Annotated in this window: 21 protein-coding genes; 9 read left to right on the top strand and 12 right to left on the bottom strand. The window is 62.3% G+C overall.

Annotation, left to right across the window (positions count from 1 at the left end):
- Positions 1-83: 83 nt before the first annotated feature.
- Together RPE78_RS00790 and RPE78_RS00785 are read right to left on the bottom strand one after the other, a co-directional pair.
- The gene (locus RPE78_RS00790; RefSeq protein ID WP_406720969.1) at positions 84-1643 is read right to left on the bottom strand and encodes a DHA2 family efflux MFS transporter permease subunit; all 1560 of its coding nucleotides are present in this window, start codon (positions 1641-1643) and stop codon (positions 84-86) included.
- Positions 1640-2761: an HlyD family secretion protein gene (locus RPE78_RS00785; RefSeq protein ID WP_406720968.1), complete on the bottom strand. Its 1122-nt coding sequence runs from the start codon at positions 2759-2761 to the stop codon at positions 1640-1642. The genes RPE78_RS00790 and RPE78_RS00785 overlap by 4 nt, the downstream gene beginning before the upstream one ends.
- Positions 2762-2922: 161 nt before the next feature.
- Between RPE78_RS00785 and RPE78_RS00780 the strand changes: the two genes are divergently transcribed.
- Positions 2923-3582, top strand: coding sequence for a TetR/AcrR family transcriptional regulator (locus RPE78_RS00780; protein ID WP_406720967.1), 660 nt, complete (start codon positions 2923-2925; stop codon positions 3580-3582).
- Between the two features lie 19 nt (positions 3583-3601).
- Here RPE78_RS00780 and RPE78_RS00775 read toward each other — a convergent pair whose 3' ends face one another.
- Positions 3602-6208: a chemotaxis protein CheB gene (locus RPE78_RS00775; protein ID WP_339107627.1), complete on the bottom strand. Its 2607-nt coding sequence runs from the start codon at positions 6206-6208 to the stop codon at positions 3602-3604.
- A gap of 77 nt (positions 6209-6285) precedes the next feature.
- Here RPE78_RS00775 and RPE78_RS00770 point away from each other — a divergent pair, with 77 nt between their 5' ends.
- Together RPE78_RS00770 and RPE78_RS00765 are read left to right on the top strand one after the other, a co-directional pair.
- Positions 6286-6660 (top strand): response regulator, encoded by a 375-nt coding sequence (locus tag RPE78_RS00770; RefSeq protein WP_339107626.1) that lies wholly within the window; start codon positions 6286-6288, stop codon positions 6658-6660.
- A 97-nt stretch (positions 6661-6757) separates the two neighbouring features.
- Entirely contained in the window at positions 6758-9169 is a 2412-nt protein-coding gene (locus tag RPE78_RS00765) for an ATP-binding protein (protein ID WP_406720966.1), read from the top strand.
- Between the two features lie 25 nt (positions 9170-9194).
- On the opposite strand, the gene RPE78_RS00760 is transcribed toward RPE78_RS00765, so the two are convergent.
- Positions 9195-11138, bottom strand: coding sequence for a putative bifunctional diguanylate cyclase/phosphodiesterase (locus RPE78_RS00760; RefSeq protein WP_406720965.1), 1944 nt, complete (start codon positions 11136-11138; stop codon positions 9195-9197).
- A gap of 359 nt (positions 11139-11497) precedes the next feature.
- Between RPE78_RS00760 and RPE78_RS00755 the strand changes: the two genes are divergently transcribed.
- Positions 11498-12676, top strand: coding sequence for a M20 aminoacylase family protein (locus tag RPE78_RS00755; RefSeq protein ID WP_406720964.1), 1179 nt, complete (start codon positions 11498-11500; stop codon positions 12674-12676).
- Positions 12677-12748: 72 nt separating this feature from the next.
- Here the strand turns inward: RPE78_RS00755 and RPE78_RS00750 are convergent, their stop codons facing one another.
- Both RPE78_RS00750 and moaA read right to left on the bottom strand, forming a co-directional pair.
- Positions 12749-13546 (bottom strand): Crp/Fnr family transcriptional regulator, encoded by a 798-nt coding sequence (locus RPE78_RS00750; protein ID WP_339107622.1) that lies wholly within the window; start codon positions 13544-13546, stop codon positions 12749-12751.
- A 60-nt stretch (positions 13547-13606) separates the two neighbouring features.
- Positions 13607-14614 carry a GTP 3',8-cyclase MoaA gene (gene moaA, locus RPE78_RS00745; protein WP_406720963.1) on the bottom strand — a complete coding sequence of 336 codons (1008 nt, stop codon included), beginning with the start codon at positions 14612-14614 and terminating at the stop codon, positions 13607-13609.
- Positions 14615-14769: 155 nt separating this feature from the next.
- Between moaA and RPE78_RS00740 the strand changes: the two genes are divergently transcribed.
- The 3 genes from RPE78_RS00740 to RPE78_RS00730 all read left to right on the top strand — a co-directional run bounded on the left by RPE78_RS00740 (position 14770) and on the right by RPE78_RS00730 (position 18784).
- Complete coding sequence (locus RPE78_RS00740; RefSeq protein WP_406720962.1) at positions 14770-15261, top strand: hypothetical protein; 492 nt, start codon at positions 14770-14772, stop codon at positions 15259-15261.
- Between the two features lie 456 nt (positions 15262-15717).
- Positions 15718-17307, top strand: coding sequence for a Re/Si-specific NAD(P)(+) transhydrogenase subunit alpha (locus tag RPE78_RS00735; protein ID WP_406720961.1), 1590 nt, complete (start codon positions 15718-15720; stop codon positions 17305-17307).
- A 13-nt stretch (positions 17308-17320) separates the two neighbouring features.
- Positions 17321-18784, top strand: coding sequence for an NAD(P)(+) transhydrogenase (Re/Si-specific) subunit beta (locus RPE78_RS00730; protein ID WP_406720960.1), 1464 nt, complete (start codon positions 17321-17323; stop codon positions 18782-18784).
- A gap of 40 nt (positions 18785-18824) precedes the next feature.
- Here RPE78_RS00730 and RPE78_RS00725 read toward each other — a convergent pair whose 3' ends face one another.
- The 5 genes from RPE78_RS00725 to RPE78_RS00705 form a co-directional block, all read right to left on the bottom strand.
- Complete coding sequence (locus RPE78_RS00725) at positions 18825-19193, bottom strand: hypothetical protein (RefSeq protein WP_406720959.1); 369 nt, start codon at positions 19191-19193, stop codon at positions 18825-18827.
- Positions 19193-19480 (bottom strand): hypothetical protein, encoded by a 288-nt coding sequence (locus RPE78_RS00720; RefSeq protein ID WP_406720958.1) that lies wholly within the window; start codon positions 19478-19480, stop codon positions 19193-19195. Before RPE78_RS00720 ends, RPE78_RS00725 begins: the two co-directional genes overlap by 1 nt.
- Positions 19477-20046, bottom strand: coding sequence for a sigma-70 family RNA polymerase sigma factor (locus tag RPE78_RS00715; RefSeq protein ID WP_339107615.1), 570 nt, complete (start codon positions 20044-20046; stop codon positions 19477-19479). The genes RPE78_RS00720 and RPE78_RS00715 overlap by 4 nt, the downstream gene beginning before the upstream one ends.
- A gap of 72 nt (positions 20047-20118) precedes the next feature.
- Positions 20119-20424, bottom strand: a complete 306-nt coding sequence (locus tag RPE78_RS00710) for a hypothetical protein (RefSeq protein ID WP_339107614.1) — start codon at positions 20422-20424, stop codon at positions 20119-20121.
- A gap of 48 nt (positions 20425-20472) precedes the next feature.
- Entirely contained in the window at positions 20473-20925 is a 453-nt protein-coding gene (locus RPE78_RS00705) for an EF-hand domain-containing protein (protein ID WP_406720957.1), read from the bottom strand.
- Positions 20926-21119: 194 nt separating this feature from the next.
- Here RPE78_RS00705 and RPE78_RS00700 point away from each other — a divergent pair, with 194 nt between their 5' ends.
- A complete protein-coding gene (locus tag RPE78_RS00700; RefSeq protein WP_339109517.1) occupies positions 21120-22409 on the top strand; it encodes a DUF3422 domain-containing protein in 1290 nt (429 codons plus the stop codon).
- Positions 22410-22733: 324 nt separating this feature from the next.
- On the opposite strand, the gene RPE78_RS00695 is transcribed toward RPE78_RS00700, so the two are convergent.
- A complete protein-coding gene (locus RPE78_RS00695) occupies positions 22734-24320 on the bottom strand; it encodes an AcvB/VirJ family lysyl-phosphatidylglycerol hydrolase (RefSeq protein ID WP_406720956.1) in 1587 nt (528 codons plus the stop codon).
- A 187-nt stretch (positions 24321-24507) separates the two neighbouring features.
- Between RPE78_RS00695 and RPE78_RS00690 the strand changes: the two genes are divergently transcribed.
- Positions 24508-25731 (top strand): glutathionylspermidine synthase family protein, encoded by a 1224-nt coding sequence (locus tag RPE78_RS00690; RefSeq protein WP_339107611.1) that lies wholly within the window; start codon positions 24508-24510, stop codon positions 25729-25731.
- The last annotated feature ends 24 nt before the right edge of the window (positions 25732-25755 follow it).

Genomic DNA, 25755 nt, shown 5'->3' with positions numbered 1-25755 from the left:
GTTGCGGCGCTGTCCATATATGGTGCGAATCTGTGCGGGGGGGAGTGGCACTGGCGCTTGCACTTGTGCCCCGCGCATGGGGATCAATGCGCGGGGGGCTTGCCTTGGGCCTGTGGTGGCTTCATCGCCAAAGCCATCGCAGCGAGGCCGGCAAAGAGGCAGGTCAGGACGACGAATGTATCGATAAACGCCATCACATGTGCCTGCGCCGAGACGCGGGCCGCCAGTTGCGACAGCGCGGCGGTGGTGCCATCCATTCCCGAGGAGCTGTAGATTTGGGCCAGAAGATCGCGCTGGCGGATCGCTTCGGGATTGGCCCAGCTGACCGCTTCGGACAGACGCACCCCATGAAGGGCCTGACGGTCGGTCAGGAGCTGGTTGATCAGGGCAAGCCCCACCGCGCCGCCCAGATTGCGCATCAGGTTATACAGCCCCGACGCGCCCTTGATCTTGGCAGGCGGCAGCGTGCCAAGCGCCAGATTGTTGATCGGAACCATGCAGATCATCAGCGACAGGCCGCGCAGCACCTGTGGCCAGAACAGTTCCCAGAAATCCCAGTCTGCCGTCATATAGGTCAGCAGATAGGTCGAGCTGCCAAAGCCCAGAAACCCCATCAGCAGCATCAGTCTGAGATCGATTTTCGAGGCCAGTATCCCCGCCAGCGGTGCCGCAATGAACATGGCGATGCCCGAGACGAAAACCGTCTCGCCGGTCATCAGGCTGTCATAGCCGCGCACCGTCGCCAGATAGAGCGGGTAGAGATAGGTCATCCCGTAAAGCCCGATCCCCATGACGAAGGAAAAGACCGAGCCCACCGAGAAATTGATATCGGCAAAGGCCGACAGGTCGACCACCGGATTTTCGCGGGTGAAGGCGCGCCAGAATGTGACCACCGCGCCGATCGTGGCCACGACGAAAAGAATGGCGACGGCCTCGTCCTGAAACCAGTCATTGCCGGGGCCTTCTTCCAGCACATATTCGGCCCCGCCCAAGAAACATGCCAGCGCCAGCAGGCCGGTCCAGTCGAAGCTGTCGAAAAGCGACCAGTTGGGTTCGTCGAAATCGATCAGGCTCAGCGAGCCGAGCGTGACCAGAATCCCCGCAGGCACATTGACCAGAAACAGCCAGTGCCATGACAGCGCGTGGGAAAGATAACCGCCCACTGTCGGCCCGACGGTCGGGGCCAGCGTGGCGATCAACCCGATGATGGGGGAGACGATATTGCGTTTGGAGGGTGGGAAGATGGTGAAGGCTGCGGCAAAGACCGCAGGGATCATGCCGCCCCCCAGAAACCCCTGCAATGCCCGCCACAGGATCATCTCGTTGATCGAGCCTGCGGTGGCGCACAGGAAAGAGGCCGCCGTGAAACCTGCCGCCGAGGCCGCGAAGAGATAGCGGGTGGACATCATCCGCCCCAACACGCCCGAGAGCGGGATCATGATCACTTCGGCGATCAGATAGGCGGTCTGCACCCAAGAGATCTCGTCGCTGGAGGCACCCAGCCCCGCCTGGATTTCCGTCAGCGAGGCCGAGACGATCTGGATATCCAGAATCGCCATGAACATCCCGAAGACCATCACCATGAAGGCGATCATCCTGCGGGGCGTCATCTCGGGCGCAGCATGGGCAGCGGCGGCGTTCATTGCGCGCTGGCCGTATCCGTCGCACCGGGTTCGGGCGACGTGCGCCTGTCGATTTCGATCACCGCCGAAAGACCGGCGCGCAGGCGTTCATGGTCGTCCTCGGGCAGGGTGATCCGCACCGGAACCCGCTGCACGATCTTGGTAAAATTGCCGGTGGCATTATCGGCAGGCAGCAGCGAGAAGATCGCGCCCGTCGCAGGGGCCACCGAACTGACGACCCCTTCGAGCGGGTGATCCTTATCGGTATCAAGCACCACGCGGGCCTTGGCGCCGGGGGCGATGCCGGCCAGCTGGGTCTCTTTGAGATTGGCTTCCACATAGAGGCCGTGATCGGGCACGACCGCTGCGAGGGTCTCGCCAATGCTGACCAGTTCGCCCTGCTTGATCGCGATATTGGCCACGACCCCGTCGAAGGGCGCACGCAGGACCGTATGGTCCAGATCGCGCTGCGCTTGGGCCACCGCCAGTTCAAGCTCCTTGCGGCTGGAATCGCTTTCGGCCCGTTCGGCGCGCAGCACATCCACATCGGCTTCGGCTCCGGCGATGGCGGCCACTGCGGCGGTGCGATTGGCCTGTGCCGTGGCCAGTGTTTCGTTGGCGGTATCCAGATCCGCCTGCGAGGTGACGCGCCGTGCCGCCAGATCCTTGGCGCGTTTGGCATTGGTTTGCGCATTGCTCAGCGCCGCGTCGCTTGCGGCAAGCTGGGCCTTGGCTTGGGTCACGGCGGTTTCGGCGGCCGCGATCTGCGTGTCGATACGCGCCAGAGTGCGTTCCAGCGTCGGCAGTTTGGATTGCGCCAGTTCAAGCGCGATCTTGTAATCGCCCTCGTCGATGCGCAGCAGCACATCGCCCTTATGCACGTGCTGGTTATCCTGCACGGGGATTTCCGAGATATAGCCCTGCAGTTTCGATGACATCAGCGAGACATCGGCCTGCACATAGGCATCGTCGGTTTTCACCATGAACCGCCCATGTGTCCACCAGCTGATGCCGAACCAGCCGCCTGCCAGAATCGCGACCACCGCGACGCCGGTCAGGATCTTCTTTTTGCGGTTGCCGGATTTCGGGGTGCCGGAATTTGCAGCGGAATCCGGCGCGGATTTGGGATCGGAGGACATAGCAGACTTTCGGGACATATGGGCGGAACGGAGGATAAAGGGCAGGCGAAGAGATAAATCGAACCATTGGGTTCGATGTCATTAACGCAAGCCTGCTTATCAATCAAGACTTTATCGAACCGGATGGTTCGATTAATAATGGGGAAAGTTTGAGGGCCGTAATGACCGAAAAAGATTCTCCGTGCGCCGGATATGCAAAGCGACATGCTGCGGGCCAAGACCCCGAAAAGCGTGAACAGATTCTGGATGGTGCCTGGGAGATGTTTCTGGAGCGCGGCTTTGACGCGACCACGATGAACAGCATCTGCAAGGCGGCGGGTGTCTCCAAAAGCACGCTTTATGTGTATTTTGCCGATAAGCAGGATCTTTTCGTGGCGCTGGTCGAGCAGCGCAAACGTATTTTTCTGGCCGGTGTCGAGGATTGTCTTGCCGGACCGGGAGGGACGCGGGACAAACTTCTGGGGGCGGCGCGCCTTCTGGCGGGCCGGCTATGCGCCGAGGATGTGGTGCGGGTGCAGCGGATCGTGATTGGTGTGGTTGAACGGATGCCCGAGCTGGGGCAGCGTTTTTACGAGGCGGGCGCGCGGAATTTTCTTGGCGTCTTCAGTCATTGGCTGGGCGCGCAGGCGCAGGCCGGACAGCTTTCGCTGAGCGATCCGGTGATGGCCGCGCACCGGTTTTCCGAGCTGGTGACGGCGGGGATCTGGCGGCAATGTCTTTTCGGATTGCGTACGGCCCCACCCAGCGACGCCGAAATCGAGCGCAACTGTCAGGAGGCGGTACGCATCTTTTTGCTGGCCTATGGCCCGCCTGCCGTCTGACGCAGGCAGGGGCTAGATCTCAGGCGGGCGTGGTATCGATGCCGTGAAACAGCAGCATCGCCCCCGTTGTCGGTTCGGCCTGCGTAGTCGATTTCTGCATCATCGGGTGGACCTCGATGCGCAGATGATGGCCTTCGTGATCCCCTTCGGCATTGCGCGATGTCTTGGAGCTGATCACCTCACGCGCCAGTTTCGGCAGGTCGATGAAGGACAGCTTCGGCGTGACCACCGCCAGCGGGCGGTTCACATCATGCGCTTCCAGCAGGAAATGCGCCCCGACCAGATCGCTGAAACGCCGGATGCGCAGGTCGCTATCCACGAAGATCACCCCGACGCGCAGCTTGCGCAGGACCGTGTCGGTATGCTCGTTCAGCTCGGAAAGCTTGTCGATCTGCAATTCGTGCTCTGTGCTCAGCGTCACCAGTTCTTCATTGACCGCGTGCAGTTCCTCGTTCGAGCTTTGAAGCTCTTCGTTGGAGGCCTGCAATTCCTCGTTCGAGGCCTGTAGCTCTTCGTTGGAGGCCTGCAATTCCTCGCCGCTGGCTTCCAGACGCTCTGTCACATGCTGGAGCGTTTCCTCGGTCAGGCGCAAGTCGCGTTCCAGTTCCTGGATGCGGCGGGTCAGCAGCAGCACATCCTCGTTGAAGCTGATCGGCTTGGCAGATTTGGGCGGGGCGTCCTCCGCATCGGTCTCGCTTGCCTCGCGGAAGGTGATATCCACCAGCATGAGCCGCGAGCGGGTCAGTTGATCCAGCGGCTCGATGCGCAGCACAACCGACCGCAGGCGTCCGCCGCCCATATCCACCTTCACCTCGCGCGACGAGATATCCAGCACCCCTTGGCGCAGGCGCTCCATCCCGACCTTGATCGGGAATTGCAGATCGCGATGCACGATCTCGTCCACCGTCCATTCGGCCAGATTGTTCATCGTGTCGATGAAGGCGCTGGCGGCCCCGAACCAGCTGAGCACATGCCCGTCCGTGGTCACCAGAATGGAGGAGGGCGCGTAGCGTTTGAGCAGCGCATCATATCCCGCAATCAGCATCTCGCGATGCGACATGTCGAAGAAAGTGCTGTTGGTGGCGGCGTTGCGGCGCGGGGCAGGGCGGGCCGAAGTCACCGGCGCGCGCTCGGAATTGCGCGTGGCCGAGCCCAGCTGGTGTGACAGGATGTTCCTGTCCAGCACCCTGCGGCTGGAGGCTTTCTGGAACAGTCGCCAACGGGCATTGATCTGTTTGAATTCCGGTCCGAAGCGGCCGATCGTCTCGGACGGGCCAAGCAACAGGAACCCGTCCTTGCGCAACCCGAACAGGAACATCGAGATGATGCGCGCCTGTGGTTCCTCGTTGAGATAGATCAGCAGGTTCCGGCACGAGACCAGATCCAGATTCATGAAGGGCGGGTCACTGAGCGCGTCATGCACCGAGAAGATGATCGACTGCCGCAGCTTGGGTTCGATGATATACTGGTCGCGATGCTGGATGAAATATTTGGCCCGCAGCTCGGCGGGGACTTTGGCCACGCTGGTTTCCGAATAGATGCCCGCCGAGGCGATATCGATGGACCGGCGGTGCACATCGGTGGCGATGATCCGGAATTTACGGTCAAGTCGGGCGGCTTCCAGCGCTTCGCTGAGTTCGATGGCAATCGTATAGGCCTCTTCGCCGCTGGCACAGCCCGGAATCCAGATACGCAAAGGGGCATCGTCATCGGAACGTTCCACCAACTCATCCAGCGCATCCTTGCGCAGGATGCGGATCGCTTCGGGATCGCGGTAGAATTCGGTGACGCCGATCAGCAGGTCCTGATAAAGCTCCTCCAGCGCATTCGCATCCTCGGAGAGCAGAACGCGATAGGCCTCGAGCGAGGGCAGGCCCCGCAGATGCTGGCGGCGGTCGATCCGCCGCTGCACGTTGATCGGCTTATAGGACGAGAAATCCACATGGTATTTGCGTTCCAGAAGTTTCAGGATCGCCTGCGAGGCCGATCCTTCCATCTCGGTCAGGGCACCACGGCCTTTCTTGCCCATCGTGAAGACGATAGAGATCGCCTCGGGCATCTCCTCGACTTCCAGCACGCGGTCCACCGCGCCGGCTGTCAGCACCGAGCGCGGCATCGAGGAAAACGCCGCCTGTGCGGGGGCCTGCGCCAGCACCGTGGCATCGGCATTATGCAGGATTTGCGCGCCGCGGGTGCCATCGGTGCCCGAGCCGGAGAGGATGATCGCAACCGTCGCTTCGGGCGGGCGTTCTACCAGAGAGCGAAAAAGCGCATCAATCGGCATGGGCGGGCGGTGCCCTCTCTCGCCGAAGGCCGTGGTCACGAAATGGTCCCCGACCAGTTCGACCGTCTGGTTGGGCTGGTTGAGATAGATGGTGTTCGGCTCCAGCCGCATGCCGTCTTCGATATGTTCGATGCGCATCTTCGAACGGCGGCTGAGCAACTCGTCCATCATGGACCGGTAATCGGGCGATAGATGCTGGATAACGATATAAGCCCATCCTGTCGAATCAGGGCAGTTGGAGAAGAAAGCCTCCAGCGGTTCCAGCCCGCCCGCCGATGCGCCCAACGCCACAACGGGAAGAGCGTGTGAATCCCCGTGCTGAGCCTGAGATGCATCGGTCATCGTGAAGTCCTTGTCGGTCTTGAGTTAATTCAAACCGTAGCACATACTCTGCCAGCCGCAACTTTAAGGACACCCCCTTGGCCAGAATTCTTATTGCAGATGACGACGAAAACTATCTGATCGCCTTTTCGGAGGGGATGGAGGCGCTTGGCCATGAAACCGTCTGTGTGACGCAATCCGACAGGCTGCTTCCGAATCTGGAACTGGGCGGGTTCGATATCGTTTTTCTCGACGTGGTGATGGCCGGAGGCGGGGCGATCGTGGCGTTGCACAAGGTGCGTGAATTCAGCGCGAGCCTTCCCGTTGTGGTGATTTCGGGCATGCCCGAGGTGGTGGATTCGCCGATTTTCACGCTGGGTATGCGCGCGGCAAATGCGCGGGTGTCCAAATCGACATCGCTCGCTAAGCTGTCGGAACTGGTCGATGATCTCGTCAGTAAAGCGCGGCAATAACACGTATCGCGTGTAGCCACCCGCCGGTTTTGCGGCGGCGTTACAGGCGCGCATATGTCACGGGCCTATCTCAGGGGGCGCAGGCGGGAAGGATTGCATGAGACACAGAGTGCAGCTCGAAGATCGCCTGTTTGCGCGCCCGCAGATCCGCAATGTTTCCGGCGGGTCCTATGCGCTGCTGGGGTCCTATGCGCTGCTGGGGGCCTGTCTGGCGCTCTGCGCCTGTGTTCTGCTTGGCGGCTATGTTCTTGACATCGCGCTTTTGCGCCAGCTTGCGCCGGGCTGGCCCGCGATGGTGCCGCAGACCGCCTATGCCCTGCTGTTTCTGGCGCTGGCCCAAGGCGGGCTGTTGCGCGGTATCGGGCGGGGGCCGGTGCTGGTGGCGCTCGTGTTGGCGCTGGCAATGGCGGGGATCGGGATCGAGGACCAGTTGCATGCCCTGCCGCAAACCCAGATCCGGCGGCTGTCTCTGAACCCGCTGGTGACCTCCAGCACCGGACGGATGGCCCCCGCAACCATTGCGGGCGTCTTGCTGATGGTGGCGATTTTGGCATTGCAGATGGCCAGAGCCAAATGGTGCAAATGGGGCCATGCGGCGCTGGCGAGTTTCGGCATCTTTTCGTGCCTGATCGCGATGGATGCCTATTTCTTCGATGCGCCCGCCTTGTCGCGCATCACCTTCCTGTCGGCGATGGCCTTCCATACGGCTTTGGGTTTTTTTCTTTTATATGTCGCGGCTTTGCTGGCATCTCCCGAAGGAAGCTGGGTGCCCGACCTGTTTGCCGACCTTCCGGGGGGGCGTATGGCGCGTTGGGTGCTGCCTTGGGCCGTAATGGGGCCTATCGCGCTTTGCTATGTCGCGCTGCGCAGCACCGAGCACGGGCTGATCTCGCCCAATTTGCGGCTCAGCAGTCTGGCCATTGTGCTGCTGCTGCTGGCGGCGGTGGCCACCCTGCGCGGGGCACGCTACCAGAATATCGCCGCGCGCAGGGCGGTCTATGAAGAGCGTCGCCTGCGCGAGGTGCTGGATGGGCTGGAAACGGCGGTCTTCGTGATTGATGCGCAGGGCGTGCTGCGGATGGTCAACCATGCCGCCGAGGAGATGGCGGCCCATGCCCCTGACACCTTCCTGCAGACGGCAGAATTCCATTCGATGCGCAACCGCCGTCCGTTGGAGGGGGACGAGCATCCCGTTACACGGCTTCTGGCTCAGGGCGGTCCGACAGAGCTGCATTGCGGCTGGATCGATGGGAGCGGTCGGGAACATGCGCTGCGGCTGTCGGTGACGCGGACCCATCCGGGGCAGGGCTTTGCCGAGCCGGTGCGGATTTTGGCCATTCAGGACCAGACCGAGGGCTGGATCCTGCGCGAGAACCTCTCGCGCACCGAACGGCTGGATGCGATCGGCCAGATGGCGGGGGGCGTTGCCCATGAAATGGCCAATATTCTGGGGGCTGCGCGCCTTTCGGTGGATACGCTGCTGCTGAAACCCGAAGAGCTTTCCGAGACGCAGCGTGGCAAGATCACGGCTATCCGCACGGTCTGCGAGCGCGGGGCCGATCTGACCGAACGGCTTTTGAACCTGACCCGAGACCGCGCCGCCGAGGACGAGACGCTGCGGCTGGACGCGAAGCTGCGCGAGGTTGCGGATCTGGCCCGCCAGACGGTTCCGGCGGCGATCCGTTTGGACCTCGATCTGGGCTGCGGGGATCTCTTCGTGCGCTGTGTGCCGCGTGATCTGGAAAGCGCGCTGCTCAATCTTGTGCTCAATGCCAGCCATGCGATCATGGAAGGGCCGGGGGCGGGCGGGATCACGCTGCGCAGCCAGGCGTGCCCCGATGGTCGTGTCGCGATTTCGGTGATCGATACGGGGCCGGGCATGTCGGCGGCATTGCTCGAACATGTGCGCGAACCGTTCTACACAACGCGCGAGGCGCAGGGCGGCACCGGATTGGGGCTGCCGATGGTCGATAATTTCGCCCGTCAGTCGAATGGCCTGTTCGAGCTGCGCTCGACCGAAGGCGAGGGCACGACCGCGACGCTGGTGCTCGGGGTGGTGTCACCGGCCGATGCCGAAGCTGCCCCGCCGCAGATGCAACTGCCGGATCTGGGCGGTCTGCGGGTGCTGGTGGTGGAAGACGACCCGCATTTCCATGATATTCTGACCCAATCCCTGCAAATGCTTTCGGCCGAAGTGCTGTCGGCCTCGTCGGCGGCGCAGGCGCTGGATATTCTGGCGCGCCAGACCCGTGTGCCGGATCTTCTGATCACCGATATCATGCTGCCGAACGGGTTGGACGGCTATCGTCTGGCCTTTGAAAGCCGCAAGATCTGGCCTGATCTGCGGGTGATCTACATGTCGGGCTATACCGACCAGATCAGCCGTTCGGGGCGCAGCGTGCAGGGGCTGTTGCTGCGCAAACCGCTGGCACTGGACAATCTGGTCAATGCCATTGCGCTGACCTTGCATAACAGGCCCGGTGATGGGCCGGGCCCGTCTGCGCCGTGACGCGCTGTTGTTTTGGCGTGCGGGGCTACTTTTGCGCAGAGGGCGTCGGTGAGGCCGGATCGTAGCGGGTGGGGGCCTGTATCAGGTCTTCGATGGACATCGGACGGGCAAACAGGAACCCCTGCGCGCGCGGACAGCCCATCGCCTTGAGCATCTGTAGCTGTTCAAGGGTTTCGACGCCTTCGGCCACCACCTCGTAGCCGCATTTCCGTGCGATCAGCAGGATGGCTTCGGCAATCGCGCCCCCCGAGCTGCTTTGCGACAGCTTGGCGCAGAAAGACCGGTCGATCTTGAGAATATCCACCGGCCAGTTGTCCAGATGGCGCAAGCCCCCATAGCCCGTGCCGAAATCATCCAGCGCCACTTTCGCGCCTCTTGTGCGCAATTCCAGCAACGACCGCAGGATCTGCCCCGAGCGTTCGTCCAGCATGACCTTTTCGGTGACCTCGATGGTGATCATGCTCCAGTCCAGATGGTGCCGGTTCAGCATGGACTGGACATCGAAGACGAATTCGGGGTTCAGCAGGTCGAAGGCGGTCAGGTTGATCGAAAGGGAGGCGGGGCGGGCGCCGCGCTGACCCAGACCGGCCTCGTTATAGGCCATCAGCGCGCGTTCGAGCACCGTGCGGGTCAAGGTCTCGGCAAGGCGGTAGTCCTTGAAGATCGAGGCGAAAGCATCGGGCAGCAGGATGCCGCGCTGCGGATCGCACCAGCGGGCCAGAACCTCGTAGCCTTGCACTTCGCCCGTCCCGCTATCGACGATCGGCTGGAAATAGGGTTCCAGCCGGTGGGCCCCGATTGCCTCGTCAAAGCGGCGCCCGATGGCACGCGAATTGAAGCGTTCGTGATGGCTGGGCGAGAAGATGGTATTGACCGCGCGCCCTGCATGTTTCGAGGCATAGAGCGCGCTATCGGCCAGTTCGAACAGGTGACTGAAGCTGCGCCCCTGCGACGGAAACAGGCTGGCCCCGATGCTGACCCGCCCCAGATCCGCTTTTCCCAGCATGGCCGCGCCCCGCTGCACCGCCGAACGGCAGCGCGACAGAAGCGTTTCCAGATAGTTCGACGAGGTCCGGCCCGTTTCGACGAAAATCCCGAATTCATCCCCGCCGACACGCCCCACGATCGCAGGCGGAGGGAAGGCCGAGGTGATGGCGGAGGCGATGATGCGCAGATATTTGTCGCCAAAACTATGGCCGTAAATATCGTTGATCGACTTGAAATGGTCGATGTCGAGCATGATGAACGCCCCCTGCGCCTCTTTGGCATTCAGAAGGTCAAGCCGCATCGCGACCTTGCGCTCGAACGAGCAGTGGTTCTCGACCTGCGTCAGCGGATCGACCTCGGCCTCGCGTTCCAGCCGTTTCGCGCGGCGCTGTGCGGCCTGATAGCTGTTCTGGAGCGCCTGCTTTTCCAGATGCACGGCCAGCGTATGCGCCAGAAGCTGGGCGGTGGTGTCAAGCTGTTGGGCGCGATAGGCGCAGGCGGGGGCGCTGGTCGGAAAGGCGGTGCTGAGCCCCCCGAGCCGCCGCCCCGTTTCGCTGAACAGCCCGTGGCTGTAGAACACGTAGTCCTCGGTGCTGCAGCTATAGGGCGGGGTTGCGCGCCCGTGCAGATGGGACTGTGCCGTGACCTCTTCCAGCCCGAAGCTGAGCGCATCCTCTTGGGCGGTGCGGCCCTCGGTGAAGCTCTCGGTGCGGCTTTCGGCGGGGCTGTCCTGCGCAAGGGTGACATGCGCGCGCGTGGCCCCTGTCAGACGTTGCGCCAGCGCCGAGAGGTCTTGCAAAAGTAATGGGGAACTGTCCGTCGCGTCCAGCGTCGCGTTCTGTTTTTCCTGCCAATGGGCTGCGCGCAGGTTCCGCATTTCCAATTCGTGCAACTGATAGGTCCCTCGCGTCTGCGCAGGCGGAAAAGGCTGACCGACCATCGTGACCGAAATGGGGGCTGTCCCGCGAGATTTATGTGCCATCGCAATGTCCTAAGCAAGAAAACCGATCAGACTGGTCAAACGCATCCACAGGGAGAAAATGGTCAAATTTTGATTTATGATTAACTCAACTTTAAGGTGATCACGCTTCTTGGCGCTTCGTCAATCATTTTCCGCATTCTGCGGATTTTTTTGCCCTAAAGGCCGAATATTGCGTAATTTTACAGCCAGTTGCGGGGGCGGGGTGTCGCCTCCTGCGCCCCAAAGCCGTCTTCAGGCCATTCATCGGGGCCAAAGATCCTCGGGGGGAGGCAAAGCGACACGGGCAAAGACGGCAGGCCTTGTGCCCGCGCACGCCATCGCGCAAGCTGCGAGGGGATTTAGCGTAGAAAGAGCAGCCAATGCCGATCAAGACCCGTTTTGCCGAGATGCTTCCGGAAATCACAGCATGGCGGCATGACTTCCACCAGCATCCTGAACTGTTGTTCGATGTTGGACGCACGGCTGGGCGGGTTGCCGCGCTTTTGCGCGAGTTCGGCTGCGACGAGGTGGTCGAGGGCATCGGTCGCACAGGTGTGGTCGGGGTGATCCACGGGCAGTCCACTCAGGCGCAGGGACCTCGCGCAGAGCGTGCCATCGGGCTGCGCGCCGATATGGATGCATTGCCGATCCTTGAACAGGCCGATGTGCCCTATGCCTCGACCGTGAAGGGCAAAATGCATGCCTGTGGCCATGACGGGCATACCGCCATGCTTTTGGGGGCCGCGAAATACCTGTGTGAAACGCGGCAGTTTGCAGGGCGCGCCGTGGTGATTTTCCAACCCGCCGAGGAAGGGGGCGGTGGCGGCCTTGAAATGTGCCGCGACGGGCTGATGGACCGCTTCGGCATCGAGGAGGTCTATGCCATCCATAATATGCCGGGCATCCCCGTGGGCGAATTCGCTATTTGCGATGGTCCGATCATGGCGGCTTGCGACCAGTTCGATATCCGTGTGCTCGGGCGGGGCGGGCATGCCGCGACCCCGCATGATGCGGTGGATGCGGTGGTTGTCTCGGCGCAGATCATCATGGCGCTCCAGACCATCGCCTCGCGCAATGTGAACCCGCATGATCAGGTGGTGGTCTCGACCTGCGCGGTCAAATCCGACAGCTCGGTGCATAATGTCATCGCGCAGGAGGTGAAGCTGCGCGGCACCGTGCGCACCATGCGCCCCGAGTTGCGCGATTATGTCGAAGCGCGCCTGCACCAGATCGTGACCGCCACCGCAGAGGCCTTCGGGGCGCGGGCCGAGATCCATTATGACCGCGGCTATCCCGTGACCTCGAACCCGCCCGAATATGCCGCGCTTGCCGTGCAGGGCGCGCGCGGGGTCACCGATAAGGTCAATCCGGATGTCACCCCGATGATGGGGGCCGAGGATTTCAGCTATATGCTCGAAGCCCGTCCCGGCGCCTATATCTGGCTGGGCAATGGCGATAGCGCGATCCTGCATAGCCCCGATTACATTTTCGATGACCGTGCCTTGCCTTACGGGGCGAGCTGGTTTGTCGAAATGGTCGAGACCCGTCTGCCGGTTTGACGTGACGGGTCTGGCGTGACGGGGGGGACCTGACGGGTCGGGCATGCGGTCGGCGCAGCGCCGGTGTCGGGCTTACAACAGAGGGCGCGTGACCTTTTGCGGCAGGATGATATCCTGCGCGCGGGCCAGCTTTTCGGGGTCGGGCAGGGTCAGCCAGCCCCGCTTCCATTCGGCCAGTTTCTCGCGCCGCAATCTGGCCAGCGTCTTGTTGGTATGCACCAAAGACATCCCCAGCGCGTCGGCCAGATCCTGCTGCTTCCAGGGCATCGGCACGGTTGGTCCTTTCAGGCCCCGTTCCGTTCCGGGGGCGGCAGAGCGCGAAGGCTCCAGCTCGATCTGGCGCAGGAAGATCTGCAACAGCGCCCAGGCGATGCGGCTTGTGGCTTCACGCTGACCGATGGCGGCAAGGCTTTCGCCAAGGAAATGCTCCTCGCGGGCGGCCAGCCATGTCACGGTAAAGGCGCGTTCGGGCTGTGTGCGCATCAGATCCCAGAAGGCGCTGCGATCGAACACGCATAGCCGCATGTCGGAAGAGCTTTCGAAGCCGTGGCACATTTCGCCCATCACAGCGGTCTGCAGCCCGACGAAATCACCGGGAAACACGAAGTTCAGCACCTGACGGCTGCCATCGGGCAGGGTCTTGTAGCGCATCCCCAGACCCTCAAGAACGGTATACATCTGCGGGCTTGCCGCGCCTTCAAGCATCACCGTCGTGCCCGCCGCTACACTCATCTCTCCGGCCTTGAACCGCTCCATGAACGCGATTTCCTGATCGGAGAATGTCTCGAAACAGTCCTTCTTGCGGAGCGGGCAATCGGTGCAGGCGGTGCCATGCCCCGAACGCGGGCTTGCTGGTGTGGCGGATGACATGTTCTTTCCCTCGTGACCTATGTCCTGAGACAAGCCGCAAAGGAGGGGTTGGTTCCCTGTCTAGCCGCCGGTATGGCTCATATGGCGCGACATCTGCCCCGCGACCTGCTGGCGGGAATAATCGAAATCGTGGCCCTTGGGTTTGCGGGCAATGGCGTCGCGGATGGCAGCGATCAGGGGGGCATCCGCGTGGTCGGCGCGCAGGGGCGCCCGCAGATCGGCGCGGTCCTCCTGACCCAGACACATATACAGCTCGCCCGTGCAGGTGACGCGCACCCTGTTGCAGCTTTCGCAGAAATTATGGGAGAGCGGTGTGATGAAGCCGATTTTCTGACCGCTCTCGCGCAAGCGGACATAGCGCGCAGGCCCCCCCGTGCTCTCGGGCAGGTCGGTCAGCGTGAACCGCTCGGCCAGACGGGTGCGCAGCGCCGAAAGCGGCCAGTACTGGTCCAGCCGCAGGTCTTCGCCCATCTCGCCCATCGGCATGACCTCGATGAAGGTCAGGTCGAACCCCTCGTCGCCGCACCATTTTACCAGATCGAACAGCTCTGCCTCGTTGAACCCTTTCAGGGCGACGGTGTTGATCTTGACCCGTAACCCCGCCGCTTTGGCGGCCTGTAGCCCTTCGAGAACCTGTTCAAGCCGCCCCCAGCGGGTGATCTGCGCAAATTTCTGCGGATCAAGCGTATCAAGCGAGACATTGATCCGGCGCATCCCCAAGGCGGCCAGCTCTGTGGCATACCGCGCCAGTTGCGAGCCATTGGTGGTCAGCGTCAGCTCGTCAAGCGCGCCGGTGTCGAGATGGCGGGCAATCGCGCGGAAAAAGGTCATGATGTCGCGCCGCACCAAAGGCTCGCCCCCCGTGATGCGCAGCTTGCGCACGCCCAGCCCGATGAACGCCGAGCAGAGCCGGTCAAGCTCTTCAAGGCTCAGCAGATCGCGCTTGGGCAGGAACTGCATATGCTCGGCCATGCAATAGGTGCAGCGGAAATCGCATCTGTCGGTCACTGAAACCCGCAGATACGAGATAGGCCGTGCAAAAGGGTCTATGAGAGGCGCATGTGTCATGTCCGAAATCTAGGTTTGCCAGCGGCATTGAGCAAGCGGTCTCTGGGATTTGCGCAATGCGATTTGCCCAAGGAATTCCCTTGCGCTAGCTATACGGGCGTGACCTGCGGCAATGGCTTCGGGAACACGCTGTATTTTTATAAAAGGATGGGTGCATGATGGCGAGGCAGCGGACGCAGGAACGGGTCTGGGGGCAGACCGTGCGGTTGAAACAGGGGCTGGTGGTGCTGGTTTGCGGCCTTGGCCTGAGCGCCTGTTCCCAGTTGGGCGGCCATACGGACCCGGCGGCTGCACCGGGGACGGGGCTGATCAAAAGCCCCATTCCGCAGGGGGCGGCCCATACGGCTCAATCGCTGGATCAGGCCAGCGCGGGCGAGCGCGCGGCGGCGATGGCAACCAGCACCGGCGGCACCAAGCTTGGCACGACCGTGGCCAGCCTCGGCGACCCGACCCAAGCCGGTTTCTGGCTGAAGACCTCTTTGGTGAAAACCCAGACCAAGGGCCGGGTCACATTGTCGAACGGCAAATCCGTGCAGGTGATGCTTCTGCCTGCGGAAGATGGTGCCAGCCAGCTTTCGCTCTCGGCGCTCCGGATGCTGGATGTCTCGCTTACCGACCTGCCGACCCTGACGGTCTATGCGCTGTAATCTGCATTGGCGGGGGGTGTGCTGACCCGCGACCGGCCCGTCGGAGGATGGGCCGGTTTTTTATTTGCCAAAACCCGTGTGGAAACTTGCCTATAATTTTCAAACCGTTGCTGAAAAAGAGGCAGTATTAGTGTCCTATATTTGAATGTTTCCGCAAACATACTGCGGTCTATGGTCGCAATCAAAAAAATATATGGCAGCCATGCTGTCTATTAATGGATTGCAGGTGAATTTGAAAAGCACCGCAAGATGCTGAAAAATATATGAAATTATTCAGTATGCCTTGGTATGCAGAGGTATGCCTTTGTATTCCGGGGTGAAACGCTCTTCTTTTCAAGGATTTCGACTATAGGGGCGCTTGTGAAACAATCTTGCGCAGTCTAATCCTTTTGCAGGGCGTGTCGCTTGGGGCATGTCGTCTATTGACCTGACACCGCGTCAAAAGGGGGGATCAACTTGAAGATCGGTGCTCCAGAGGAGATTTATTCGGGGGAATCGCGTGTTGCGATGACGCCGGATTCCGCGCTCCAGCTGCAAAAGCTGGGCCATGAGTGTTTCATTCAATCGGGGGCCGGCATCAAGGCGGGCTTTACCGATGCGGCCTATACGGCTGCCGGCGTCACCGTTATCGAGGGCGCCGAGGCGCTGTTCGACGCGGTTGATTTCGTCGTCAAGGTGCGTCCGCCGGAGGAGGCGGAGCTGTCGCGCCTGAAGGCGGGCCAGACGCTGATTTCGTTCTTCTATCCGGCGCAATCGCCGGAGATGCTGGAAAAAGCCAAGGCCACCGGCGCGAATGTGATCGCAATGGATATGGTGCCGCGGATTTCGCGCGCGCAGAAGATGGATGCGCTGTCGTCGATGGCCAATATCGCGGGCTACCGCGCGGTCATCGAGGCGGGCAACAACTTCGGGCGCTTCTTCACCGGTCAGGTGACGGCGGCGGGTAAGGTGCCGCCGGCCAAGGTGCTGATCGTGGGCGCGGGTGTGGCAGGTCTGGCCGCGATCGGGGCCTCGACCTCGCTTGGTGCGATCACCATGGCCTTTGACGTGCGTCCCGAAGTGGCCGAGCAGATTGAATCCATGGGGGCCTCCTTCGTCTATCTGGACTTCGAGGAAGCCCAGACCGATGGCGCGGCGACGGGCGGCTATGCGGCCCCGTCTTCCCCCGAATTCCGCGAAGCGCAGCTGAAGAAATTCCGCGAGCTGGCACCGGAAGTCGATATCGTCATCACCACCGCCCTCATCCCCGGCCGTGATGCGCCGGTGCTCTGGACCAAGGATATGGTCGAGATGATGAAGCGCGGCTCGGTGATCGTCGATCTGGCCGCCGAGCGTGGCGGGAACTGCGAGCTGACCGTCAAGGACGAGCGGATTGTCACCGAGAATGGCGTGACCATTCTGGGCTATACCGATCTGCCCTCGCGGATGGCGACGCAATCATCGACGCTGTATTCGACCAATATCCGCCATATGCTGGCGGACCTTACGCCGGAAAAAGACGGTGTCATCAACCATAACATGGAAGATGACGTGATCCGTGGCGCGACCGTGGTTCATCAGGGCGAGATCACCTTCCCGCCGCCGCCGCCCAAGGTGAAGGCGATTGCCGCGCAAAAACCGAAGGAAAAGGCCAAAGAGCTGACGCCCGAGGAATATAAGGCGCAGGAAAAAGCGGCCTTCCGCAAGCAGACCATGTCTCAGGTCACGCTGCTGGTGGCGGGCACCGTGCTGCTGCTTCTGGTGGGCGCGGTCGCACCGGCCAGCTTCATGGCGCATTTCGTGGTCTTCGTGCTGTCGTGCTTCGTGGGCTTCCAGGTCATCTGGAATGTCTCGCACAGCCTGCATACGCCGCTTATGGCGGTCACCAACGCGGTGTCGGGGATCATCATCCTTGGCGCGCTGTTGCAGATCGGCGCGGGCACGCAGGTCTCGGGCGGCTGGCTCGTGGTGATCCTCTCGGCCATCTCGATCCTGATTGCCACGATCAACATCGTCGGCGGCTTCCTGGTTACGCGCCGGATGCTTGCCATGTTCCAGAAGTCGTAAGGGGGTGGGATCTATGGATATCGCTCTGATCTCGGCCGCCTATATCGCGGCGGCCATCCTGTTCATCCTCTGCCTTGGTGGCCTCTCGGGGCAGGAAAGCGCCAAGCGCGCTGTCTGGTATGGCATCTCGGGCATGGCTCTGGCCATCATTGCGACCGTTTTCGGTCCGGGTGTGGGTTTCTACTGGCTGATCCTGCTGATGCTGATCGTCGGCGGCGGCATCGGTGCGCAGCTGGCGCGCAAGGTGGAAATGACCGCCATGCCGCAGCTTGTGGCGGCGCTGCACAGCTTCGTGGGTCTGGCCGCTGTCTTCATCGGCATCAATACCCATATCGTGCTGGCCTCGGTCATGCCGATCATTCTGGAACATGCCCAAACCGGCGTGATGCCCACCGCTTATGAGCAACTGTCGGGCTTTGCCGCGATTGTTGCGCATAAGTCGATGGCCGAGGTGAATATCCTCAAGGTCGAGACCTTCCTTGGCGTGTTCATCGGCGCGGTCACCTTCACAGGGTCCATCGTGGCTTTCGGCAAGCTTGCAGGCAAGATCGACGGCAAGGCCAAGAAACTTCCGGGTGGCCATATTCTGAACGCCGGTGCGGCGATCCTGTCGCTGGCGCTTCTGCTGTGCTACATGGGTGGCTCGGGCGCGTGGACGCTGATCCTCATGGCGCTTTTGGCCTTCTTCATCGGCTATCACCTGATCATGGGCATCGGCGGCGCCGATATGCCGGTGGTGGTGTCCATGCTCAACAGCTACTCGGGCTGGGCGGCCTCGGCCATCGGCTTCTCGCTTGGCAATGACCTGTTGATCGTCACCGGTGCGCTGGTGGGCTCTTCGGGTGCGATCCTGAGCTACATCATGTGTAAGGCGATGAACCGCTCCTTCGTCTCGGTGATCCTTGGCGGCTTCGGCACGACCACGGGCCCCGCGATGGAAGTCGAGGGCGAGCAGATCGCGATCGATGCCGGTGGTGTGGCTGATGCGCTGCATGATGCCGATAGCGTCATCATCGTGCCGGGTTACGGGATGGCCGTGGCGCAGGCGCAAAACGCCGTGTCCGAGCTGACCAATATGCTGCGCTCGCGTGGCAAGACCGTGCGCTTCGCGATCCACCCCGTGGCAGGCCGCCTGCCGGGTCATATGAACGTGCTCTTGGCCGAAGCCAAAGTGCCCTATGACATCGTGCTGGAGATGGACGAGATCAATGACGACTTCCCCTCGACGGATGTGGTTATCGTCATCGGCTCGAATGACATCGTGAACCCCGCAGCCCAGGAAGACCCGAATTCGCCCATCGCGGGCATGCCGGTCCTCAAGGTCTGGGAAGCCAAGCAGGTGTTTGTATCCAAACGCGGACAGGGCACCGGTTACTCGGGCATCGAGAACCCGCTGTTCTATAAGGAAAACACCCGCATGTTCTACGGCGATGCCCGTAAGTCGGTGGATGAGCTGCTGCATATGATGAAAGCCTGATCAGGCAAAGGAAAGGCCCCGAGGTTTCTCGGGGCCTTTTTCATTGGTGATGCGCGTCAAGCCTGTCCAGCACTAAGGGCTGTAGCTGATCTAGCAGCGCATCCAGATCGCGGCGGAAGTCGCCCATCGCCGCTTCGGTTGCGGCGCGATCAAAAGGCTCGGCGGTGCCAAGCGCCACAATTCTGGCGCGCGCCTTCAGCACCTCTTGCAGGGTGGGGGTCAGGGTCTCGCGGTTCTCGGCCAGAGCGTCCCGCAGATCGCGCCGGATCTCGCGCGGGAAGATCACCGCCTCGCCCACGGGGCCGGTCAGCTGGGCGCGCAGCGACATCAGCCGCAGCCCCGCGCCGATCGCCAGCGCATTGCCCAATAAAGACACCGCCAGTACGCCAATCAGAACCTTGCGCTGCATCAGAAGCCTCCCGGCGGCAGGCTGCCGGTGATCAGCGCCAAGGCCAGATCATCGCCGAAGAGCGGCCCGATCACGCCCCAGCCAAGGGCGAGCGCCACAATCAGCGCGCCACCGAAGCCAAGCGTAACGGGCAGGGGGCGGATGAGAACCTCGGCCAGAGGCGGTCTGTGCGGCGTCTGTCGGGCGATCTCGCTCAGCACGGTGCGCGACAGTCGGGGGAGGTCCACGGGTGTCGCCTGCATCAGTTCGATCACGCGCGCGTCGATATCTTTGGTGTCTTGCGTCATGGATCGATCTCCTTGAGTTGGTCGCGCAGTCTGGCGCGGGCGCGGATCAGCAATTGTTCGACAGCCCCCGTCGACAGCCCCATGATCTGGGCAATCTCTCGGGTGCTCAGTTCGCCACTGGCGCGCAGCAAAAGCGCGCGCCGCTGGCGGTCGGGCAGGTGGTGCAGGGCGGCTCGCGTCAGCCCCAGCCGCTGGCGCATCGCCAGATCATATTCGGCAGGGGGATGGTCATCGACCGGGTCGGGGGCTGCGTCAAGCCCCAGAAAGTGCCGGACCCCCAGACGCCGGTTGCGGTCGGTGCAATGGTTGGCGGCAATGCGGTAGATCCAAGTCGAGACGGCGGCCCGCGCAGGGTCATAGCGGGAGGCTTTCTGCCAGACGCGCAGGAACACCTCCTGCACAACGTCCTCGGCCTCTTCGGGGCGGCGCAACATAGCGGCGCTGAACCGCGTTACTCCGGGGCCGAAGCGCTGCATCAGGCGCTGCAGGGCCTGCCGGTCGCCCTGCGCCAGTGCGGCCATCAGCGCGACCCATTCGGTTTCGGGGCGGTTATCGGCCTGTGTCACGCGGGCCTCCTTCCGCCCGATCCCTGCCTGCAACCGGATTGGATCGCAGGCAGGAAGGAAGAGCAAGCGTGATCAGCGGGTGACACTGATCTTGCGGCTTGTCTGGCCGGTTTCGCCATTCGTGCCGGTCGCCGTAACGGTGGTTTCGGTGCCGGTGCCGTCGCTGCTACGGGTGCGCGTTTTCGAGGCGGTCTGCCCCGTCGGGCTGGTCGCCTTGGTGGTCGTGGTGCATTTGGCCTGACCGTTTTCACGCACGCAGTCGCGGTCCTTGGTGACGGTGCTGCCTTTGCCGGTTTGCACGGTGACGCTTTGCGCCTGCGCGGTGGCGGCCATCGTGAACAGGCCGAGCGAGGTCAGCAAAACAGGGAGAAGTTTCATAGCAAAATCCTTTTGCGGGGGAGAAAACAGAGCATGACAGCCCCGTTGTTAAAATGACGCAGGCGAGAGGCCTGCAGGAAGGCGGGCGATCAGGCGCGCCAGTTCTGACGCGCTGAGATGTCCGTCGCTGTTGCGGTCGGCACGGGTAAAGCCCTGTGTCTGTGCCTTAAACTCGGGCCAGTCCACAAATCCGTCGCGATTCGTGTCACGTTTCATCAGACGCTGACCATCCGCATGCTGCCCGCGGGCCTGTGCGGCCTGCGCCACATCCTGCGCGCGGATTTTTCCATCCTGATCGCGATCGATCCCGTTGAAGATCGTGCGGCGCAGGGCGTCGAATTCCGCCAGATCCAGCCTCCGGTCCTGATTGCGGTCATAGCGATCAAGGATCTGGGCGGCGCGGGCCATATCTGTGTCGGGGCTGGCTTCGGCCAGCGGGGCGAAAAGGGCAAACAGGCAAGACATCACAAGCGATGAGGGGCGTGACAGGCGGCAGGTCATGGCGGTCTCCGGCAAACTGGCGATGTCTTCCTTTACGCAATCCGCGCGCGGTCCCTACGCGTGCCAGCGGAAAAACTGTTGCGGCATACGAATGTATGCTAATAAATACATGATATTAATGCACAAAATTATTTACAGGCGGGTGTGATTGAGGCAGGCTCCGACGGTCGTAACCAGGAATGACTGTCATGCCCATGCCTCCGGTCGAAGACCATCCGCAGCGCTACCCGATGGTGGCAGAGCTTCATGCGCGCCCCTTTCCCAAGATATCGGTGCCCTCGCATGTGGTCTATCTGGCGGTGAAAGAACCGCTGGGGGCGGCATCGCGTTCGCGGGCGGCAGATATGGAACATCTATGTGATCTTCTGGACCGGCATGGCGCGCCGCTGCCTCCCGAAGGGGCCACCCATCATGCGGGAAATATCGGGCGATACCGGCTGTCTTGGGAAAGCCATACAGAGTTTGTCAGCTATCTTGCGCAGTCCGACGGGGTGTCACAGCGCCCCTTCGATCCTGCGGAAACGGCGGTTTTCCCCGAGGACTGGCTTAGAACGGCCCCCGGAAAGCGTCTGGTGGCCGTGCATATCCGCATCAAGGAAATGCCCGAAGATCCGGGGCAACTGGCCAAGATGGTCGATGACTGGTTCGTACCGGAAAATCTGGTCTGCACCTGGGTTGTGGATGAGGCGATCGCTTTGGCGGGCGATTTCCGCATCGATGCGGCAGGGCAGATGCGTTTTGCGCTTTTCGTGCGGCCCGGCACGGGGCCGGGTCGGGTCGGGAGGGTGGTCCAGCGGCTCTGCGATCTGGAGGCCTATCGCGCGATGTCCATGCTGGGGCTGTCGCGCGCGCGAGAGCTGACCGCGCGGCTTAACAGCCTTGATCCGGCCCTGTCCTCGCTGATCGCATCCATGCGCGATGCCGATACCACGCCCGAGAAGGTGTTGAACGCGTTGCTCGATATCTCCTACGAGCTGGAGATGCTGGCGATGCATCTGTCCTTCCGTTTCGGGGCGACCCGCGCCTATGCCGCCTTGGTGCGCGAGCGGGTCGAGATGCTGCGCGAGACACGTTTTGCGGGGCGGCAGAAGCTGGGCGAATTCGTCTCGCGCCGTTACGATCCGGCGATCCGCACCGTCTTTGCCGCCGAGCAGCGGCTGAATGCGATGCTGGAACGTGCCGGTCGCGCCGCCGAATTGCTGCGCACACGGGTGGATGTGGACCGTTCGGCGCAGAACCAGAAGCTGTTGGAAAGCATGGATCGCCGTTCGGATCTGCAGTTGCGCTTGCAGCATACGGTCGAGGGGTTATCGGTGGTGGCGATCAGCTATTACGCCGTCAGCCTGTGCGGATATCTGGCCTATCCGCTCGCCAAGAAGCTGGGCATGGGCAAAGAGATGATGGTTGCGGGGCTGACGCCACTGGTTGTGCTGGCGGTCTGGCTGATGCTGCGGCGGATCAAGAAAGGCATGGGCGCGCATTGACGGCCTTGCGGATAGCAAGGCCGAGATCGGGAGGGGGCGGTTTGGCACGGACCTGCTTTGGCGCGCGCCAATCCGGCTGATACCCTCGCGGTCCCGTTCAGCGTCGAACAGGCCGATCCAGCCCCCAGTCCGCGCGGGCCCGCGCTGTCATAAAGGCGCAAGCTCATTTCGTTGTTTCGCACGTTCCACAGGGGCCCGCGATCGATCCTGCATCGGGGTAGGCTGCTCTCGCTTTGATGGGCCGTGGTAATGCCGCGGGGGCGCTCTCCCGTAGCGGTGGCCGTTTTGACACGGCACCGGCTGACCAGTTCCGGAGGGTCTTGCTCAGGGTAAGGCGGCGGTATCGGCGGGCAGAGGCGGGGGGGAAGGCAGAGGCGGGAGCAACGGCACGGGCAAGGAGACGGGCAGTGAAACGGTGCCAAGCGCAGGCGGTCTTTCGGCGTCGGTCTGCACTGAGGGCGCGGGGGCGGGGTCTGCCTGTTGTGCGGAAAGAGCATCGGCGGGCGGCCTTGCCTCCTGTGCGTCGGGAAGGCGCAGACCCAGTATGGCCTCTGCCGCGCGGTCATAGTTTTTGTCCAGATGATGGCCCCCTTCGAAGGCCAGCGCCGTAACCGAGGGGCTGGCGGGGCAGGCGCTGTATTGGTCTTTGCGCCCGTACAGGCAGAGCACATGCAGGGACGGCGGCAGTGCCTCCAGGGCCGCGACCACATCGCGGCTGCCGGTCTTCTGGCCAAGCCATCCCCCCATGACCACCTCGAAGCCGGTATGGGTTTCGGGCGAAAGCAAGGCCAGCCCCAACACGTTCTCGCGCAGCGTCGCGGGCAGCAAGGGCGCATAGAACGGGGTGACATTCGCCCCCAGCGAAAATCCCGCCAGAATGACGTTCTGCGTGCCGAAACGGGCCGCAAAATGCGAGTGGATGCGGGTCATATCGGCGGCAATCCTGTCCGGGCTGCGTTCCTGCCACAGATAACGCATGGTCGAAATCCCGATGACAGGTAGCCCGTTCTGTGCCAGCCGGTCTGCGATTTCCTCGTCGAAATTGGCCCAGCCGCCATCGCCCGACAGGAAAATCACAAATGCCTCCGGTGGGGTGTCCGCGGCGCTATTATCGGTGGCCGCTTCGGGCAGGTGGAGAGTGATCGGCAGATCCTGCAGATCCTGTGCACGGGTGCCGGTGTCAAAGGCGTGATCGGTTCCGGCCAACGCCAGATAGGCCTGCACCAGCGCCGCGTTACGGGCCTCGGTGCTGTCCTCGGCGGGCGGGTAGAAGCGCACACCACGCACCGCCTGTAGCACCGAGGCCGCGTCGGTTGCGGCATCATGCCAACGCAGCACCGTCTTGCGGCCCGCTTCGGGCAGGGCGGTCTGACAGGTATCGGGCAGATCCCTGTGCAGATCCTGCGTCACGATCCCCTTGAACTGGTCGGGGCGGGTGGCGGCCGCCAAGCGCGCAAGGGCCGTCCCCTCTCCGATGCCAAGCAGGACGGGGGCACGGGGCGCGGCTTCCCGCCGCTTGCCGATTTCCTGTGCGATATATAGCAGGGCGTCGGTTGCCTGCTGGCAGCCGCCCCCGAGATCCAGCAGCCAGTCCGGATCGATGGTAATGACAAGCGTATGCATGTCCGCCAGTGTCCGGGCAATCGTTTCGCTCCGGCCTGCCGTGGCATCCGCCGCCCCGCCCGCCAGTAAAAGCGCGGTCGAACGGATGTCGTCCTGCGGCTCGGCAATCGAGGTGACCGCCAGAAACAGCGCGCTGCTTTGCGGTTGTGCCGTTGCGCGCAGACCACCGAAGATCATCAGGCCCAGCAGCAGGGTCAGCATCAGCCCCGGTCTTACTATCAGCGCGCGGCTTGGCGCAGGGGGCAACAGGCGCAAGACAGAACGGGCGGGGAAAGGCGAATGCGGCATCAAGCGGTCTCCTGCAATGGGCAAAGCTATAAGCGGCAAACCCTGATGAGCGGTTAAACCCTCGGAGGAAAACCGCACCGATGGCGGCCAAGGCTGGCATGGAGGGCCGAAAACGGGTAGAGCGCGGGCAAGGCCCCCGCGATATCCGTTGGTTTGCGGTATCCGGTCAGGGTCCGAGGAGGATGATATGCGCAAACTCGATCTGCCCGAACGTGCTGGCTGGCGCGATATGGCCAAAGAGGTGGGGTTCACCTTTGCCGATATGCATGGCGAACCCTATTGGGACGAAAGCTCGGCCTATGAATTCACGCTGCGCGAGATCGAGGACCGCATCGAGGACCCTGCCACCGAGCTGCACGCGATGTGCCGCGAGGCGGTGGACCGGATCGTGAATTCGGAGGAATTGATCGGGGTCATGGGCCTGCCCGAGGCGCATTGGGATCTGGTCCGCAATAGCTGGCGCGACGGGCAGCCCGAACTGTATGGCCGTTTCGATCTGGCCTATGACGGCAAGGGTCCGGCCAAGATGCTGGAATATAACGCCGATACGCCCACCTCTTTATACGAGAGCGCGGCCTTCCAGTGGCAATGGCTGGAAGAGCAGATCGCGGCGGGCGTGCTGGCGGAGGACGCCGACCAGTTCAACGGCATCCACGAGGCGCTGGTCGAGCGGTTCCGCGCCCTGTTTGCGCCCAAGACGGACCTGCATTTCACCGCGATGGGCGGCAATCCCGAGGATTATGCCACGGTCGAGGCGCTGGGTTGGGCCGCGCGCGAGGCGGGGCTGGGGGCGCATTACTGTGATCTGGAAAAGATCGGACTGAGCGAAGAGCAGCAGTTTCTTGATGACGAGGATCGGGTGATCGGCACGCTGTTCAAGCTGTATCCGTGGGAAGATCTGCTGCGCGAGGACTATGCCCAGTATCTGGCAGGGTCGGGGGCACAGTTTATCGAACCCGCTTGGAAGGCGCTTGTCTCCAATAAGGCCATCCTGCCGATGCTCTGGTATTTCTTCGAGGGCCATCCCAATCTGCTGCCCGCCTATTTCGAGGAGGATGTGCGCGAGGGGCTGGCCGGAAAGGGCCGCCCCGCTCCCGAGATTGCCGAAAGTTTCGCCCGCGCGCATGGCCAGCTTCTGCGGGGCTATGTCACCAAACCGATTTTCTCGCGCGAGGGCGCATCGGTGCATATCATCGAGGGCAGCAAGGTCGAGACATCGCAGCAGGACGGCTATGCGCAATATCCCCGCATCGTGCAGGCCTATCAGCCCTTACCGGAATTTTCAGGCTTCCGACCGATTATCGGGGCCTGGATCGTGGGCGGGGACTGCGTGGGGATGGGGCTGCGCGAGGATCGCTCGCGGATCACGCAAGACCTGTCGCGCTTCAAGCCGCATTTCATTCGGGGCTGATGCGCCCGTAACTGCGGTGCCGAT

The sequence above is a fragment of the Thioclava litoralis genome, from assembly GCF_045278885.1.
Classification (GTDB): domain Bacteria; phylum Pseudomonadota; class Alphaproteobacteria; order Rhodobacterales; family Rhodobacteraceae; genus Thioclava; species Thioclava litoralis.
Note: the sequence above shows the minus strand (reverse complement) of the source record. Positions and strands in the feature narration are given on the sequence as shown.